Here is a 15,196-nt window from a genome sequence, read left to right as displayed (position 1 = left end):
AGGCGGTAGTTTGAAGCTGGTTATCAAGTTTGGCGGCGTTCCGGTCAAGGATGGCGAGAGTATTAAGAAGGATGCCGAGCTGGTCGTCTCTAGGCATAAGAAGGGAGACCAGATCGCGGTTGTGACTTCAGCCATGGCGGGAGTGACTGATCAACTTCTCGAGATAGCACGTAAGCTGGTAGAACCTCGATCCAATCCTAGAGAACAGATCCCAGAGTTCCTGCGGCAAATTTCAATCAGACATTATCAGGCTTGCCAGGACGCGATAAAAAATAAAGAAGTTTTGGGCCGAACTACTCGTACTGTCCGGGAGACCATCGACCTTTTGGAGCGAGCCCTCACAGGAATCTCTTATTTAGGTGAGCTGTCTCCGCGCTCTCAGGACCTTATCTTATCATTTGGAGAGAGGCTTTCTGCCCCCATCTTGTCCGGTTCCATAGAGTCGTTGGGTGTAAAATCAAGAGCGCTGACAGGTTTCGAGGCAGGGTTGATCACCGATGACCACTTCACCGAAGCGCGCCCCCTGATGGAAAAAGTCCGCAGAATTGCAAAACAGCGTATTAATAAAATGTGGGCCGCGAATGAGGTTCCGGTCATAACCGGTTTTATCGGCGGCACTGAGGATGGAGTCATAACTACCTTGGGGCGAGGTGGATCCGATTACACCGCCTCAATACTTGGTGCCGCATTGGGTGTTGATGAAATTTGGATAATGACTGATGTCGATGGCATAATGACCGCCGACCCCAAGGTTGAACCAAATGCCCGCGTTATCAAGACCATCTCCTATATTGAGGCCACAGAGCTCGCCTACTTCGGGGCCAAGGTATTGCACCCCAAGATGATCAGACCGGCCATGGATTCAAACATACCGGTCAGGGTTTTGAATGCCTTCAAGCCTAACCAAGGTGGCACTTTGATCATCAAGAAACCGAATCAGGTTAAGGACATCGTCAAGTCAATTACTATGAGTAAAAATGTCTCCCTGATAACGGTGGGCGGGGCGGAGATGATCGGTGTTCCAGGAGTTGCCGCGACGGTTTTTGACATCATTGGCCGAGCCGGGGTAAAGGTCCTGATGATCTCACAGAGTTCATCACAAGCCGACATAAGCTTCGTAGTTGATCGCAAGGAAGTGGACTTAGTTCTCCGCGCCCTCCGTTCAGAGTTCGAAAGGCGCAAGATTAGCTGGGATATTAGCTGTGAAAGGAACGTGAGCGTCATTGCGGCCATTGGTGCTGGTATGAAAGGTACACCCGGGGTGGCGGCCAGAGTTTTTGGAACCATCGGCCGGAGCGGAATTAACATATTGACAATCGCCCAAGGTTCCTCCGAGCTCAATATTTCCTTCACTGTGGATGAGCGCGACGCCGTGAAGGCCGTGAGGGCTCTACATAGCGAGTTCCAACTGGACAGAGCCGGTTGATGGGGCACTGGTTATGCAACGGGTTTCTCGAGCGGCAGTAATTTCTCCCCAGCTGAATCAGTAGTATATGGGCCTCGATTCTTCTACCCGGCGGAGTTGCCAGCTCAAGTTTAGCTTTCACTTCATCGTAATTGTCTTTGTTTTTAGCAAAGCCCAATCTTTTTGAAACTCTGAAGACATGGGTGTCGACTGGGATGATATCGTGTCCTGACCAAAAAGCCAGCATGATGTCAGCAGTTTTGCGCCCCACGCCTGGCATTGAGAGTAGCTCCTCCCTAGCTTCTTGGATAGGTTTTTCGAGAACTGGTTTTAGGTTACCTCGGTATTTCTCCAGCACCAGTCTTGAAATTTCTTTCAACCTTTTAGCTTTCTCTTGATAAAGCCCACCGACTTTTATCAGCTCCTTGATTTCATTAACCGTAGCGTTTGCCAGCTGTTCCGGGGTTTTAAATCTCGAGGTTAGGTTGCTGAAGGCGGCGAAGCTGTTGCGATCGTTTGTGTTCTGGGATAGCACCGTTCTGACGAGCAACAGAAAGGGATCTTCTCTAGAGATGCGCCAATGATTGAATACCTCGCCTAATTTGTTCAGGATTGCAGTCATGCGCCGCCGCTTAGTCTTTAAATTCTCAGCATGATTAAATCGGACTGTGGATAGCTTGAGCGTCATTGAAACCATTTACCTCATCTTCTTGATTGGTTCTTTGGCTTTTGGTTTGGAGGCCATGTGTTTCGGTTTTGGAGGCAAAATTTTACTCTTCCTGCGTCGTCGGAGAGGAACGATTTTTTTGCTCGCTTACGGGCTCGGTCTTGTTATAGTTAGTTTGGGCATCGGAGCTTCCATGTTTTTCAATCTGGAACCTATTTACTTCGCAATTTTGGTCATGTTATTTTCTCTGGTCGCAGGTAGAATTATTGGGGCTTTGGGCAACAGGTTGGCTGGAAGAACCACGCCGCCACCTTTACCAGAGTCCGCTGACGAGGAAATAAGGAAAATCGTCTCTGCTCGCGGGTATGGCCACCTTCTGGAAAGGTCTGGGCAGAGACGAAAAAAGCCCACTGTGGAGAAAAGTTGAGGTGTTGTGGCTGGTGTTTTTTATATTAGATTCTAAAAAACCTTTGGGCTGAAGGTGTTCAGATGATAGAGCTGGTGGTTTACGGTGTTGGGCTGGCTTTGTCTTTCTACATTGCTTGGTGTTTGGGAGCCAACGACGCCGCTAACCCCACCGATTGTGCGGTAGGTGCCGGAGCCCTAAGCATGAGAAAAGCCATAATCTTATTCGCTATTTTTGCGGCTTTGGGCGGTATTCTGTTGGGGCCGATGGTGATGAAGACCGTCGACCGAGGTTTAGTCGACAGAGAAAGTCTGAGTGTCGAGGTTTTGGCGCTGGGGAGCTTTTCAGCCTGCCTTTCAGCCGGGTTGTGGATAACCTTCTGCACCTACAAAGGCATGCCGGTTTCGACGACCCATTCGATAATCGGCGGCGTAATCGGTTTTGGCCTAGCGACCTCAACCCCGCTGAGGTTGGGGAACCTCTATGTAGTCATCGCAAGTTTAATCGCCTCACCAATTTTGGCGATACTCTTTGCGGCCGGGTTGTATTTCTTTCTGAAAAGGTATTTCCAACAGGAGAGGACGGAAAAGACAAATCTAGTTACGATTTCAATTTTGGTATTTATTCTCTCTTTTTCTGCGTTGCTAATGATTTTTTACCAGACACTCGGGCTGAGGTCGTTTGATGTTATTTTAATGACGTTTCCCGTCGCGGCCGTTTTATCCCCTGTTTTGGTTTACGTTCTCAGGGCCAAATGCGGCGGGTTTGGGGCATCCAATTTCCTTTATGCCCTTTTGATAATCGGCCTTTGTTTTTCCGCTTTTTCCTTCGGTGCCAACGACATGGCAAACGCCACCGGTGTTTTTGTGACGCCAACACAGAAGATAACCGGCAATCCGACTTTCACCACGATGTTTTTGCTTTCGCTTCTGGGCTCGGCGGGAATAGCGCTCGGAGCCTTTACGTGGGGATACAAGGTTCTGGAGGTCACTGCCTACAAAGTAACCAGATTGGACATACTGAGCGGTGCCGCCGCGGAGTACGCAAACGCAATCGTGGTTTTTCTCTTCACGGTGTTACCTTCACTGCTTATCGGTTTCGGCCTACCGATATCCACCACCCATGCCTCGGTTGGTTCTCTGATTGGCGTTGGTCTGGCCACGAAGGGATTGATGGGGGTGAGCAAAGGCGTCACCGGCAAAATCATAGCCTTTTGGATTTTGACCATACCTGCGGTAATCTTAATTAGTATGTCTTTGTTTTGGTTAATTAGTAAAATGGCAGGGATATGATGGCCAAAGGACCGCTAACATGGATGGGAGAATCAAGGGAAAGAAAAATCCTTGATATCTGCGACGAACACATAAAAAGGATCGTCAAGACAGTTGCCGGCATGAACAAAGCGGTTCAAGCTTTTTGCGATCTGGACGCCAAAAAAATGGAAGAGGGTTTTCAAGAGGCTTTTAAGAGCGAGCGAGACGCTGATGTTATCAAGAGAAATATCTTGGAGGAGCTCTCGAAGGGCATCTTTCATCCGATAAACAGGGACGAGATAATCAGATTGACGATGACGGCAGACGAGGTCGCTGCCAATGCCAAGGCGGCCGCCAGAAAGCTGAAATACGTCGACGCTAAGAGACTCCCCAGCGATCTTAAAAAAACGATGAAGACTTATTCCACGGCAGTTTTGGAGACAGCTATCAGAACTCATGAAACCTTTATTTCTCTGGAGAGAGACCCAAAGGCAGCCGTGGCCCTTTCACATGAAGTTGAAAAATTGGAGGAGAAGATAGACGATCTACGCGCCGAAGAGCTGACTCCGAGTCTTTTGAAATGGTACAAGAAGGTAAAGGATATAGGCCAGTCGCTGCTTATGAAAGAAATTACAGAAAATATGGAAAGTATCGCTGATCTTTGTGAGGATGTTAGTGATATCATCAGATCTATTGCTATCAGTTACTCTTGATTTTCAAAGACTGAAAAGGCATCAATAGCAGCTCAATTTTTAGTTTAAGCCGAGTAACCGACTATTCTTTTCAGGTTTTCAACGACATCAGGGTTAACCAATGTGGAGGTATCTCCTATTTTATCCCTAGTGATCAGGGCTTTAAGGATGCGACGCATTATCTTTCCACTTCTGGTCTTGGGCAGCTCGTCAACGAAGAATATTTGCTTGGGCTTGGCTATTGGTCCCACCGTCTTGCTTATGTGTTCCACTAGCTCTTTGCTCAACTCTTCCGAACCCCGGTACCCGCTTTTCAATACCACGTAGGCGACAGGAACTTCTCCTTTCATGGGGTCGGGTTGTGGAACAACTGCGGTTTCGGTCACAGCCGGGTGTCGGTTAAACGCATCCTCTAGCTCAGCCGTGGATAGTCTGTGCCCGGCCACTTTCATGACATCGTCGACTCTGCCAGTGACGCGGATGAAGTGTTTAATTTTTCCCTTTTCCTTAATGTGGGGGGCATGTTCGTTGATCACATCCCTTGCGCCGTCTCCAGTAAAGTAGTACCTCTTTGGATATCGGCTCCAGTAGGTTTCGCGGTATTTGTCGTCGGCCTTGTAAAGGCCCCGCAGCATTCCCGGTGGCATCGGTGGAACCAGCACCAAGTAACCACCTTGCGGTGATGGGTTGCCCTCTTCGTCGACAATTGCGTTCCTAGTTCCCGGGAATGGTCTTCCAGAAACAGTTGGGATGAACGGCCCGATCCCTGGCAGACTCATCATCAATGTTCCTCCAGTCTCAGTCTGCCACCACGTGTCAGTAATTGGACAACGCCCGCCGCCAATGTTGTTAAAGTACCACAGCCAAGCCTCGCGGTCAATCGGTTCACCCACCGTCCCCAAAAGGCGAAGGCTGCTGAGATCGTGTTTTTTGGGCCATTCATCACCGGCCCTCACAAACATGCGGATGGCGGTGGGGGCGGTATAAAATATCGTTACTTTATATTTTTCTATAATCTGCCACCAGCGATCTATTGCCGGGTAGTCGGGTGACCCTTCATACAATATGAGTGTGGCACAGTTGAGCAGCGGTCCATAGCACAGATAGGTGTGTCCCGTTATCCAGCCTATGTCTGAGGTACACCAGTATATGTCGTCATCATGGATGTCAAATACCCAGCGCGTGGTCCAGTAGGCTTGGGTCAGGTATCCTCCAGTCGTGTGAATTACACCTTTTGGTCTTCCCGTGGTGCCGGAGGTATAGAGCAGGAACATCATGCTTTCGCTGTCCATGGGTTCTGGATCACAGTGGGTATCAGCTTCCTTCACCAGCTCATGCCACCAAAAGTCCCTCCCCTTTACCATGTTTACTTCATTTCCCGCTCTTTTGACCACAACGACTTTTTCAACTTTGGTGCCTTGGATTCCTTCATCTGCATTAGCTTTCAAGTTGACAATTTTTCCCCTGCGGTAGTAACCGTCTGCCGTTATCAATACCTTGGCCTCAGCGTCTTCGAGCCTGACTCTTAATGCATCACCACTGAAGGCAGAGAAGACGACGCTGTGAACAGCGCCGATTCTGGTACAGGCCAAAATGGCGATATGGACCTCAGGAATTAGAGGAAGATATATCCCTACTCGGTCACCTTTCTTAACACCGAGCTTTTTCAGCACATTGGCAAAGCGGCAGACCGCATCTTTTAGCTGTTGATAGGTGATTATTCTATCTGGCTCCTCAGGAGGTTCAGGGACCCAGATTATCGCGGGTTTGTTGCCCTTGCCCGCCTTTACGTGCCGGTCAACGGCATTATAGGAGGCGTTAATTTTGCCGCCGATGAACCACTTGTAGTAAGGCAAGTCTTCCTCGTAAGCTTTGTCCCACAGCTTGAACCACTCCAGACCCTCCCGCGCTCTGGCTTCCCAAAAAGCAACCGGGTCCTTATCAGCTTCTTCGTATATTGACGGATCGCTAACCCAAGCCCTTCGCTTGAGTTCCTCCGATGGCCACCAAACTTCTTTTTCTACAGGATCCTCGACTACCCATTTGATGCCTTTCATAGTATCTTCAATTATATACCATTGGTCTTTTAAAAACTTGACGGTGAAGTAAAAGACGAGTTCAGTTCTTTGATTAGTTCACCAACGATTTTGAACTCTTCAGCATAGGGTTTCAGATCCTCCTTCACAGCCCGCCAGAGTTCGTTCAGTCCCCTTGATTTTATACCTCTTTCTCGATACTTGATTCCCTGCACCATGATGGAGAGAAGATCGGCCGCGTGAACTAACTTCGATTCTGCAGTTTTTTCTTCCCTATACTCCTCCCATAGTTTCAAGTACCCTTCCTTTTCCGGCAAATCCTTTAACAAATCCACTAAGGCGTCGTGTTCCATTCGCTCTTTAGCCCTAGCTGGTTTCAGGTATTTCTTTGCCGTATAAGGAAAATCGGCCACCTCGGATTCAGCCCAATCGTGCAGTATAGCCATGCTGATAGCTCTTTCGCGGTTAACTTTTTTACCTTCCTTCATCAGTTCGTCGGCAAGGAACATAGTGATGCTGACCACCTCAAATGAGTGTTGAGCCACATCCTCGACATCCATGGTGGAAATGTCGCAGAAGAGCCAACCTGTGCGTGGGATGTTTTTTAGTCGGTTCAGCCTCAGCAATAGTTCGGTGAGTTTCATAGTGTTCATCTTTATTTTTTTACTATCATCAATTTTGCTTGTTTGACACCCCTTAGTCCCTCCAAGCGCTCCACGAGTTTTTCAATTTTTTTAGCAGGCCCCCTGACGACAGAAGTTTCCAAGCAGTTCTTATGATCTAGGTGAATGTGCTGAACGGTAGTTATTATTTCACCAGCGGAGTGCTGGATGTCAATTATGGCATCGGTCAACCCCCTGACATCATGCTCGTAGACCAAAACTAAGACGCCAGTAATGTAGCCCTTCAGATTCTTTCGATATTTATATTCAGAAAGGAAATCCCGAAGCGAATCCCTGACGGCTTCGGATCGGCTCGCGTAGCCGCGGGCTTTAAGGGATTCATCAAGTTCATCGAGCAACTTCTCCGGCAAGGTTAGGCTTACGCGAGTTATCTTTTCTGACATTTAATCCCACTTAATTTTTATCCATTGACGAATTAACGTTAACTGATTTTAGCAGAAATAGTTGCCATTCCGAGGCGCAAAGCAGTTTTTGGCCCCGTATATTTATAACAGAGCTTCCCGTTTGAAATCGATAGCTTTGGCAAAAAGATCACCATTAAAATTATCGTCCCTTTTCAAGGATTTTTGCCGTTCTTCTTGGATTTAATAACACTTGAAGATTTCTTTTGTTTTTAACCTCACCAGCTATTCTGCCGTTTTTCATAAGGTAAACACGGTTGCAGAGCTCCATTACCTCGAAGTCATGACCGGAAATTATAATTGTCCTGTTCTTCCCCAACTCCTTCAACAACTTGATGAAGCTCATTTTTATCCAAGGGTCGAAGGAAAGAGTCGGTTCGTCAAGCACCAATATTTCGGGATCCATGGCCAGCACGGTGGCTATTGCGATTCTCTTCTTCTCACCATAGCTGAGGTGGTGGGGACTTCTTTCCTCACATCCTTTCATCCCCACCGTTTTCAGCGCATTTTCCACCCTTTTTTTGACTTCAGACTCATCAAGCTTCAAGTTAACCGGACCGAAAGCCACGTCTTCATAAACCGTCGGCATAAAGAGCTGATCATCAGGGTTCTGAAACACTAACCCAACTATCCTCTTTACCTCTTCACCCCATTTGCTGATTTCCTTGCCGAGGATCATCACCTTTCCTCTCTGAGGCTTTAGAATTCCATTGAAGTGTAAGAGCAACGTGGACTTTCCCGAACCATTTGGGCCGAGTAGATAGACCTTCTCACCTTTTTTTACCCAGAAGTTAACACCGCGGAGGGCAACGGTACCGTCAGGATATTTGTATTGCAGGTTCTTTACTTCCACCGCCATCATAAGACCACCGCTATGAAAATCGTCAGCGATAAAAAGACGCAAATAAAAGAAATGTCGTAACCGCTCAGCTTGAGTTCTTTAGTTAGTTTTATTTTCCCGTCATAGCCCCGCGAACACATAGCCGCATAGACACGCTCTCCCCTTTCATAGCTCCTCAAGAAAAGAGTTCCAATCATATTTCCAGCAGTTTTTACTGATTGGAGCCAAGACGGACTGAAGGTTCTGGCGTCTCGCGCTCTGATCATCCTATCAAGTTCATCTTCCATGATAAAGACAAATCGATACATGAAAGAAAGAATCATCACAAAAACAGCCGGAATTTTTAACTTCTGAAAACCGTTTAGAAGCTTTGAAAATGGTGTTGTGGAGGTAAGCGCTATCATGGCCAGCACGCAGAGCCAGGATTTCACCAACACGTTTAAAAAAATCAAGGCCGCCGATCGGGTTAAAGTTAAGACACCAAGACTCAGCGAACCGCCGCCGTTTCCCAGAAAGGGCAGTCCAATCACGACTAAGCTGACGAACGGAATTATTATTGAAGATCTCTTTAACACGAATTTGATAGGTACTTTAGAGATCAGGATGAGCGATAACAAAACCGCCCCGTAAAGGACGAATTTTTGCCCCAGTGTTATTGGGGTAAAAACCACAACTAAGAGAAGAGAAAAAAATGCGATTATCTTTACCCGCGGGTCGAGTTTGTGAATCGGGCTTTTCAGGTTGCTGTATTGGTCAAGAAAGCTGTGTTTCATTTTTATCCTTTTTATCTTTTTAGTAACTTTGCCCAGCTGAAAGTAATACCAAGAATAATTAGGACTCCGATTAAGCCCGCAAGTGATGCGGCGACTTTTTCGTCCCCAATTCCTGGGATGACGTAGTCCGGTATCGGGGCTCGGATAACTTCTTGTCCTTCAGCCTTTTCAGCAAAGCCGTGATCTTCAGCTACTCTCTCAAGACCATCGGGTTCCGTGGAGGCAAAGAGTGATAGCACCGAAGCCATAAACAAGGCGATTATCACGCCAGCTACCCACCAATTTTTTCCCTTCATTCTTTCACCTATATTTTCGGCAGATTGAGCAAGTCGCTCCTTGTCTTCATGACAAATCCGATTACTGTCACTGTCATGGCTGCTTCAATAACACCGATAATGGAATGAATGCCTACCATGGCAGGAAGGGCTATCCAAAGTGGCGAGGTCCCGGAAGCTGCCAGTTCAAGGGCGCAGGCGGCGGATGCCAGAACCACCGAGATCCAAGAGGCTACGGCAGCTCCGATAATCACGCCTTTTGTTTTTGATATTTTTGTAAAAGCAAGATAGATGTAGAATCCAATAATTGTCCCGATTAATCCCATGTTGATGATGTTTGCCCCCAACGCTGTTATCCCACCATCTTGAAAAAAAATTGCTTGCACAGCAAAAATCGAGCTCATCACGATAGAACCAGCCAGAGGTCCGACGAAGACCGCGACGAGAACTCCTCCAAGCAAATGTCCGCTTGTACCTCCGGCCACCGGGACGTTTAACATCTGGGCTGCAAAGATGAAGGCCGCCAGAACGCCCAGCAAAGGAACGTGTTTGTCACTAAGTTTTTTGTTGGTTTTCCATACGGCGAAGGTAATGATCAAGACCGCCAATGCCCACAGAGGCGCCCAGACTTCCCAGCTTAGAAAACCATCCGGTATGTGCATGTTGATCCATTAGCAGTAATATTTTTATCTATATAAATATTATCAAAACCACAGTAGACGCATTTATCTGCCTGCGAAATTTTTGTTAAAAGATCAGCGTTCCAAATTTAGTTTGTTCACTCTGGCACCGAAAAAGGATTTAATTAAGGGGTTCAACTTTAATAGGGTGAGGGTGATGGAAGCTGGCGAGAAAAAACTTGTTGGGAAAGTGGTTCACTATTATTCTAAGATCAGCGTAGCTGTTGTTGAATTGACCGGGGAGTTGAATGTGGGAGACAAAATTTCTATTGAGGGCACCACCACGAACTTCCAACAGACCGTGGAGTCAATCCAAATTGAGCACAAGAATTTGAGTAGCGCCAAGGCCGGTGAATCGATAGGGCTTAAGGTTCAGCAGAAGGTTAGGGAAGGAGATTTGGTCTATAAAATCAGCTAGTTGAACATAATTTCTCGAGTTGTCCATCAGGCGGCGCTTTTCAGTTAGTTTTTATCAGATTTTGTGGACCCTAGATTGACGGTTTTAATTTGTCTGCGGTGTGACGAGGCCCGTTACCAGGTTTCCATTCAAATATCTCCTGAATTATGGCATAGGCGGCATAAGGAGGTATTATCCCGCGCTCGGTAACGATTAAGTCCACATATTCCGGAGGAGTTATGTCGAACGCAGGATTTCTTACCTTTAGCCCCGGATAACGTTTCAGGTTAATTATCTCGTTTGGATCTCTCTCCTCTATCTCCACCAATCGGCCGACCAAGGTTTCCGGATGAAACTTGTATGTTTCGGCGGCAACGAAGAATAAAACCCTTGCCTCATGGGCTGCCAGCGCGATGCTTGACGTCCCGATCTTGTTAACGACTGCCCCATTTGCCGCTATACTATCAGCGCCAACTATCACCTTGTCCACATCCCGGATGAAATGGCGCACAGCAGAGTCTATTATCATCGTCGTCGGGATCCCTTCCTTGAGCAGCTCCTTGGCGCTGAGGCGTCCCTGCCAGACCGGTCTCGATTCTGTCGTGATAACCTCAATATTCTTTCCCTGTTTGAAGGCGGTTTTTATTATCGACAGCGCGCACTCGCTGTTGCAGTGGGTTAGGAGCACATCACCGCTTGAAATTCGATTGGCTCCGATTTCACCGATTTTTTTCACAGCCTCCAGCGAATTTTTGATGAAATCGTCCGCGCGAGAGCAGATGGTTTTCTTCATCGTCCAAAGGTCAGCGCCGTGTGCTTGTTTTAATCCCAACAAGACGTATCTTATTGCATTGGGCAGAGAAACTGCTGTGGGTCTGGTTTCGAGTAGAATTTTGGATACCGTTTCCATCTCATGGGAGAATTCAGCAGGCGTTTTAACTTGAGACTCAATCGCGGCAATCTTCAGAGCTCTAGCGGCCGCACGGGCAATTCTTCCCGCGCCACGTATACGCATTGTTTTTATGTCCTGGGCTATTTTTTTGATCTTTTCGTTTACCATTTAAATCTGAGATTAAATCGGGTCGTCAGAATTAAAATCAATCGGAGTGGAGCTTGGCCAAGTTGCGCCTGAGCTCGGACAAAAATATCTGCCCGTCGGTTCTCCGGATGATGTCAGATTTTTCGTTTTGTTTTTTCAATTTTTCAATAAATGCCTCGATGCTCTCGCATTCGCTTGCTTCCTTTTCTATGAAATCTCTCAGTTCCCCAAGAAATGCGATATAAGGCCGTACCGATGTTAGGGACTCGATCATGATCTTCTTGTATTCCTCCTTCATCCCATCACCTAGGGATTGACAAGAGTTTCCTTGATAGTTTCCATAGCCAGAGTAGTTCTCACGCTCTTCACCGAATCAAAACACCTGATGTGATCGTCAACAAACTTGTTTAGCGTGTCCACATCTTTAACCCTCACTTTGATCATCAAGTCATGACCTCCTATGGTCCTGTGAAGTTCACACACCTCATGACGACGGGAAAGCGATTTGGTCAGTTCTCCAAGTTCTCGTGAGTCTGCATCCACGCTTATGAATGCTGTTACACCATATCCATATTTTTTCGGATCGATGACCGCCGAGTATTTTATTATCAGACCATTTTTTTCCATTTGCTTGATTCTTCTCCTCACGCCAGAGGGACTAAGACCTAGTTCTCTGCCCAGTTTTCGAAGCGGTGTGTGGGCATCCTCGGCCAGAATCTTCAGTAGTTTCAGATCCACGCTGTCCATTAAAAATCCCGGTCCACTCCGCGCTAAATTCGTTGTCATAATCTATTTAAATTTTTTTCGTTGAGTTGAATTACTTCCAGCTTTTTAGCCACAGGATGACAGGCCTCTATCAACATATTACCCCACAGGTTTTTGTCATTGAACAAGATAACTTGTTGGTAAAAGCTTCCCCAGCTTGTTAAGTAGCTCTCTAAGGACTCGGCAGTGGTTCTAGCAGCCTCAGCGTCGAGCCTCCTTGGCGTTTGATTCTGCGATAGTGGGTATATCTCTTCAAGTTCCTCAGGGACGACTCCAAATGGTGGGACTATCTTCAAAACGTGGGCGCCTTCTACATCTACCTTTGTGTCTTCACGTGGCCTCGAGAGTATGATCAAGGTGTCTAGCCGAGGTGGCGTATATCTGTCTTTCAACTTCTGTCTGTATCGAAGTACTTCTGGGCGTTTGATCGATTCATTGCCTGAATAGTAAAAAGCTGATTTTTTTGTTACCGGGTCAAACCGCTCTATAAAATCGCTGTAGTCCATAAATCTCCTGAGCGCTTCCAAGAGACTAGGATGTGCCCGGCATTTTATCTGGACATATTCCCACAACCTACCATCAACTATCGCCTGCCGAATTTTCCGAATCTCGCCGAAGGTAACATGAAGGTTATGGCGCGCGAGCAACTTAATTTTTTCCTCCCTAGTTTTACGTTTTATCTCCTCAGCGGTTGTGCTGGTGCACACCGGGCACTCGCATGGGAGAAAGACCAGCTCATCCAGGTGTAGCGTGCCCTCCGCAGTCATGTATCTTTCATCCCTCGCGAAGAGGATGTAAGCCGCCGAGTCGAAGAGATCGCACCCCATAGCTACGGCCAGCGACAGCATCATCGGGTGCCCAGCGCCAAAAAGATGAACAGGGCGGTCGAGCGGAAGATTTCTTTTCGCTGCCATGACTAGGTCCACGATTTCGGCGTATCTGTACTCGTTCAATAACTCCACAGGGCTGCCAATTGCGTGAAATTGGTAATCCAACTTACCTATCTCTCTCGCTGAATACTCCACCAAGTCGGTATAGAGGCCGCCTTGAACGGGACCACACCACATAACTTCAGGATTGGATCGAATTTGTGCCGCCTGTCTTGCCCTTTCAAGCGTAACCCGGACTGTTTCCGCAGCATACTCTCGTGAGGCATTTACTCCGGTAGGGATATCCAGTATGGTAGCGATGTCGGGTGAGATCAAGTCTTGGTATTCAACTATCTCCTCCGGCGGGACATCAATGTTTCCATAGCGAAGGATCTGGTAGCCGCCGCTGTCAGTCATGATCGGACCGTCGTAATCCAAGAGCTGATGAATTTTTAATGCGGGATTTTTTCCGAAATGGAGCATGGTTAAGTAGGCGTTGGTTATTATCAGCTCTGTGCCGAACTCTCGCTTCATGTCTTTGGGTTTCAGGACAATGTCGGTGGGATCAATGACTGGCATCAGCGTGGGTGTGGTAAAATCTCCGTGGACGGTGGAGACCCTACCAATCCTACCCATGCCGTCCCGCTTTAGTATCTGAAAAATGTAATCACCATATCTTAAGAGTTCGGCGGGGCAAAAATTTTTTGCCTGTTTTTAACAGACGGGGAACTCCCCTCTGGAGAGACATTTGGTGAACTCGTCAATTTTTTCCAGTTCCCTCTCAATAGTTTCAGAGATTTGTTTTTTCACGTCGTCCAGTTTAACGCCCGGCTCGGTGAGAACCCTTGCCGCAGCTATCGCGGGCTGGTCGATGGGGCTTCCTATCTGGCTTACGAGCCAAACGTAGACCTCTTTCAGCCCATTAACCTCGCGGTAAATCTCGCTGGCTATTTTGTGCGTCAGAAGGTTGTAGATTTTACCGACGTGGCTTACCGGATTTTTCCCAGCCGCAGCTTCTGATCCAACGTGTCTGTTTAATGGGATGACACCGTTGCTCCGGTTGCCCCTGCCGACTTGGCCTGAGTCGGCGCCATCGGCGCTCGTACCTAGAACGGTAAGGTAAACTCCATCTACTCCTCTTCCTCTAGTATCGAGTGTGTTGAGCTTGAGATCCACCCTTTCAAAGTTTGAGTTTTCTTCCACAAAATGACGGGTCCTCTCTAAGATTTCCTCCTTTTTCCTGAAGTAATCTTTCTCGTCCTTGACGTGACGGTCGACAAAGGCCATTCCGATCATCAGTGATAGATCGTTGTTTTTTCGGAACCCCATCACTTTAATGTCTTCACCGGATTCCGGGAATTCTTTTTTGAATTTTTTTGAGTTCAAATAGTGTTCTGTTTTGAGAACTATCTCCTCGGTTGGAGTCATGGGAGCATAGCCAACCGCTGCCGAGGTGTCATTGGCACTGAGGACTTTTCCCTTCCTCCTGAAGATATCCGTTAATGCCGCCGAACCCGGTTTTAATTCCACCTGATAGCGCATGTGTTTGTCAGGGTCAACGTATCTGAGGTTTTTCTTGATCCATTTTTTTGCCGCGTCAATCGCTATTTTGGCCACATCTATTTTTTCGCCTTCAACCTCATCGGTGGCCCGGTCGCCGAAGATCAAAAGCATGGGCTCCTTAACCTCGCCCCCGCCAAACCTCGTTTCCACCTTCCCCGCCACTAGAAGGGACTTGTCGGTGTTGTGGTGCATGATGGCGCCGAATCTTTTCAGGTATTCTTGACATAGTTCAACCGAAACACGGTCAAGTATAGAGTCGCAAATCGAGTCCGGATGCCCAATTCCCTTCCTTTCAACTATTTCCAAGTTTTGCTCCACGAGCGGTACCTGTTTGATTTCCTCAACAATTATATTTCTCATCAAGTCATGCCCCGTGAATTTAGATTTTAACAGGTCACGTTTATATTTATAGGTTTCTCAGATAATATAACTCATAGGAATGAAGGGTTTG

The 15,196-nt window shown here is 47.3% G+C and carries 18 protein-coding genes; 5 read left to right on the top strand and 13 right to left on the bottom strand.

Annotated elements, in window-relative coordinates; genetic code table 11:
- The first annotated feature begins 10 nt into the window (after nt 1-10).
- On the top strand, nt 11-1,426 hold the full coding sequence (locus QXT02_RS04900; protein WP_342812273.1) for an aspartate kinase: 1,416 nt from the start codon (nt 11-13) through the stop codon (nt 1,424-1,426).
- Here QXT02_RS04900 and QXT02_RS04895 read toward each other — a convergent pair.
- Nucleotides 1,350-2,027, bottom strand: coding sequence for an endonuclease III (locus tag QXT02_RS04895; RefSeq protein ID WP_342812272.1), 678 nt, complete (start codon nt 2,025-2,027; stop codon nt 1,350-1,352). The two genes, QXT02_RS04900 and QXT02_RS04895, sit on opposite strands and share 77 nt — an antisense overlap.
- A gap of 55 nt (nt 2,028-2,082) precedes the next feature.
- Here QXT02_RS04895 and QXT02_RS04890 point away from each other — a divergent pair, with 55 nt between their 5' ends.
- The 3 genes from QXT02_RS04890 (at nt 2,083) to QXT02_RS04880 (ending at nt 4,444) form a co-directional block, all read left to right on the top strand.
- Nucleotides 2,083-2,499, top strand: a complete 417-nt coding sequence (locus QXT02_RS04890; RefSeq protein ID WP_342812271.1) for a hypothetical protein — start codon at nt 2,083-2,085, stop codon at nt 2,497-2,499.
- A gap of 62 nt (nt 2,500-2,561) precedes the next feature.
- Nucleotides 2,562-3,770, top strand: coding sequence for an inorganic phosphate transporter (locus QXT02_RS04885; protein WP_342812269.1), 1,209 nt, complete (start codon nt 2,562-2,564; stop codon nt 3,768-3,770).
- Nucleotides 3,770-4,444, top strand: a complete 675-nt coding sequence (locus tag QXT02_RS04880; protein WP_342812268.1) for a DUF47 domain-containing protein — start codon at nt 3,770-3,772, stop codon at nt 4,442-4,444. The genes QXT02_RS04885 and QXT02_RS04880 overlap by 1 nt, the downstream gene beginning before the upstream one ends.
- Nucleotides 4,445-4,488: 44 nt before the next feature.
- Here QXT02_RS04880 and acs read toward each other — a convergent pair whose 3' ends face one another.
- The 7 genes from acs to QXT02_RS04845 form a co-directional block, all read right to left on the bottom strand.
- Nucleotides 4,489-6,480, bottom strand: a complete 1,992-nt coding sequence (gene acs / locus QXT02_RS04875; protein ID WP_342812266.1) for an acetate--CoA ligase — start codon at nt 6,478-6,480, stop codon at nt 4,489-4,491.
- 29 nt (nt 6,481-6,509) lie between these two features.
- Nucleotides 6,510-7,103, bottom strand: coding sequence for an HD domain-containing protein (locus tag QXT02_RS04870; RefSeq protein WP_342812265.1), 594 nt, complete (start codon nt 7,101-7,103; stop codon nt 6,510-6,512).
- Nucleotides 7,104-7,114: 11 nt separating this feature from the next.
- Entirely contained in the window at nt 7,115-7,525 is a 411-nt protein-coding gene (nikR, locus tag QXT02_RS04865) for a nickel-responsive transcriptional regulator NikR (RefSeq protein WP_342812263.1), read from the bottom strand.
- Between the two features lie 160 nt (nt 7,526-7,685).
- Nucleotides 7,686-8,405 (bottom strand): ABC transporter ATP-binding protein, encoded by a 720-nt coding sequence (locus tag QXT02_RS04860; protein WP_342812262.1) that lies wholly within the window; start codon nt 8,403-8,405, stop codon nt 7,686-7,688.
- On the bottom strand, nt 8,402-9,157 hold the full coding sequence (cbiQ, locus tag QXT02_RS04855) for a cobalt ECF transporter T component CbiQ (protein ID WP_342812261.1): 756 nt from the start codon (nt 9,155-9,157) through the stop codon (nt 8,402-8,404). The genes QXT02_RS04860 and cbiQ overlap by 4 nt, the downstream gene beginning before the upstream one ends.
- 11 nt (nt 9,158-9,168) lie before the next feature.
- Complete coding sequence (locus QXT02_RS04850) at nt 9,169-9,453, bottom strand: PDGLE domain-containing protein (RefSeq protein WP_342812260.1); 285 nt, start codon at nt 9,451-9,453, stop codon at nt 9,169-9,171.
- Nucleotides 9,454-9,461: 8 nt separating this feature from the next.
- Nucleotides 9,462-10,094, bottom strand: a complete 633-nt coding sequence (locus QXT02_RS04845) for an energy-coupling factor ABC transporter permease (RefSeq protein ID WP_342812259.1) — start codon at nt 10,092-10,094, stop codon at nt 9,462-9,464.
- A 175-nt stretch (nt 10,095-10,269) separates the two neighbouring features.
- On the opposite strand from QXT02_RS04845, the gene QXT02_RS04840 reads away from it, so the two are divergent.
- Nucleotides 10,270-10,530: a translation elongation factor-like protein gene (locus QXT02_RS04840; protein ID WP_342812258.1), complete on the top strand. Its 261-nt coding sequence runs from the start codon at nt 10,270-10,272 to the stop codon at nt 10,528-10,530.
- A 70-nt stretch (nt 10,531-10,600) separates the two neighbouring features.
- On the opposite strand, the gene QXT02_RS04835 is transcribed toward QXT02_RS04840, so the two are convergent.
- From QXT02_RS04835 to QXT02_RS04815, 5 genes are read right to left on the bottom strand one after another with little or no spacing between them, the layout of a single operon-like run.
- The gene (locus QXT02_RS04835) at nt 10,601-11,569 is read right to left on the bottom strand and encodes a ribose 1,5-bisphosphate isomerase (protein ID WP_342812257.1); all 969 of its coding nucleotides are present in this window, start codon (nt 11,567-11,569) and stop codon (nt 10,601-10,603) included.
- A gap of 37 nt (nt 11,570-11,606) precedes the next feature.
- Nucleotides 11,607-11,846, bottom strand: coding sequence for a hypothetical protein (locus QXT02_RS04830; protein WP_342812256.1), 240 nt, complete (start codon nt 11,844-11,846; stop codon nt 11,607-11,609).
- Between the two features lie 8 nt (nt 11,847-11,854).
- On the bottom strand, nt 11,855-12,286 hold the full coding sequence (locus QXT02_RS04825) for an Lrp/AsnC family transcriptional regulator (RefSeq protein ID WP_342812255.1): 432 nt from the start codon (nt 12,284-12,286) through the stop codon (nt 11,855-11,857).
- A gap of 44 nt (nt 12,287-12,330) precedes the next feature.
- Nucleotides 12,331-13,836: a tRNA guanosine(15) transglycosylase TgtA gene (gene tgtA / locus QXT02_RS04820; RefSeq protein ID WP_342812331.1), complete on the bottom strand. Its 1,506-nt coding sequence runs from the start codon at nt 13,834-13,836 to the stop codon at nt 12,331-12,333.
- Between the two features lie 60 nt (nt 13,837-13,896).
- Nucleotides 13,897-15,105, bottom strand: coding sequence for a methionine adenosyltransferase (locus QXT02_RS04815; protein ID WP_342812253.1), 1,209 nt, complete (start codon nt 15,103-15,105; stop codon nt 13,897-13,899).
- Between the last annotated feature and the right edge of the window lie 91 nt (nt 15,106-15,196).

The organism is Hadarchaeum sp. (SeqCode), assembly GCF_038871235.1.
In the GTDB taxonomy this organism is placed as follows: Archaea; Hadarchaeota; Hadarchaeia; order Hadarchaeales; family Hadarchaeaceae; genus Hadarchaeum.
This window is presented reverse-complemented; position numbering and strand designations above follow the sequence as displayed.